Source organism: Shewanella sp. 11B5 (genome assembly GCF_002836795.1).
Taxonomy (GTDB): Bacteria; Pseudomonadota; Gammaproteobacteria; order Enterobacterales; family Shewanellaceae; genus Shewanella; species Shewanella frigidimarina.
The window spans coordinates 1-1401 of record NZ_PJAP01000063.1 but is presented as its reverse complement, the minus strand read 5'-3'; the positions used below and the strand labels follow the sequence as shown (position 1 = coordinate 1401).

General features: G+C 41.5%; 1 protein-coding gene. It reads right to left on the bottom strand.

What is annotated here, in order from left to right:
• Positions 1-815, bottom strand: an 815-nt coding sequence (locus CXF78_RS00520) for a TonB-dependent receptor plug domain-containing protein (protein ID WP_180957004.1), incomplete at its 3' end; no start/stop codon positions are given.
• Positions 816-1401 lie beyond the last annotated feature (586 nt).

The following is a 1401-nucleotide window of genomic DNA, read 5'->3' as shown; positions in this document are numbered from 1 at the left end:
GAGGTCTGCTGCATTTCAGTGCGGTACACATCACTGCTCAACATAAGGCTTGTGCCCGTATCAAGCTCCATATCAACGCGGCCTCCCACTTGAAGATGCATCCAATCGTTGTCTTTATCAACAGTAGCTAATTGCTCCGCAAGACCGCTATCGAGATCTTGCGAATTATACTCAAGCGAGTCTCTGCTATGGCCTTTTACATACACTCTTGATGTTGCATTATCTGATAATGTGGAACCATAACGAAAACCTGCAAATCCTTGCTCATAATCGCCAGCCCCCAATTCTGCATAACCACCAGATGTATCAGCACTGTGTTTGGTAATAATATTAATCACACCGTTTACTGCATTGGCGCCCCACATTGCCGCGCTGGGCCCGCGTATAACTTCAATGCGCTCAATATCGGCCATCAGCGTATCCTGAACCTCCCAGTAGACACCTGAAAATATTGGAGAATAAAGGGTTCGGCCATCCATCAATACCAGTAATTTGTTGTTGTAGCGCCCATTAAAACCACGGCTGCTGATAGCCCACTTTTGAGAGTCAATCTGCCCTACATGCAGCCCTGGAACATCGCGAAGTACTTGCGGAATAGAAGTAGCACCAGAATTACGTATATGTTCGCTTGTGATGACATAGATTGCAGCGGGTGAATTTGATAAAGGCTGCTTTTGTTTTGATACCGAAGTCACCTCAACATTCAGCAACTCTTGCAGACTAAGATCGAAAGAGTTTGAGTCATCGGCAGTAGCAGTAGATGTAGCAAAGCAAGCCAATAGCGCAGAATAAAAAATAATGTTCAACTTTAACATTTCCAACAACCCCTCACTAAGCTAACGACAATTGTGAGAGCCTGCTGATTAAAGACTCAAAAAAGTTCACAATTGATTTACATGATTAACTTACACGATTAAGTAAAAAAAGTATGTTACAGGATAAGAGATTAAGTAATTTTTGAGCGATAGATCTTGTACAGAACAATAAAAATGCTCTTAGGATCGAAATCATCACAAAAGTAAAAACAACGAGTTTGCCACTACGGGCAAACTTTAGTGCTTACGGGCAAACTCTATTGTCACTACACACAACTATGTAAGCGTGGAATTGGAGCGAAGACAAAGTTAGCCTGTGACACCTGATGCAGCGTTGCTATGTTTAGTACTTTCATGGAATTAAAACGAAGACGATCTTAAGTGGCTGTTTAAATTATCTTTAACCAGCCACCCACTCCGTTGACTAATATGTAAGTCCACTAGCACATCGAAGTTATTATCCTTGTATAACACCATAATCGAAACTATATTTACATGAATGTAAACCTATAGGAGAACAGTCATGGTGACATCGAAGCTTCTAAAAATCGGTGACGCAGTAATGCTAACAATTCCTCCGACAATT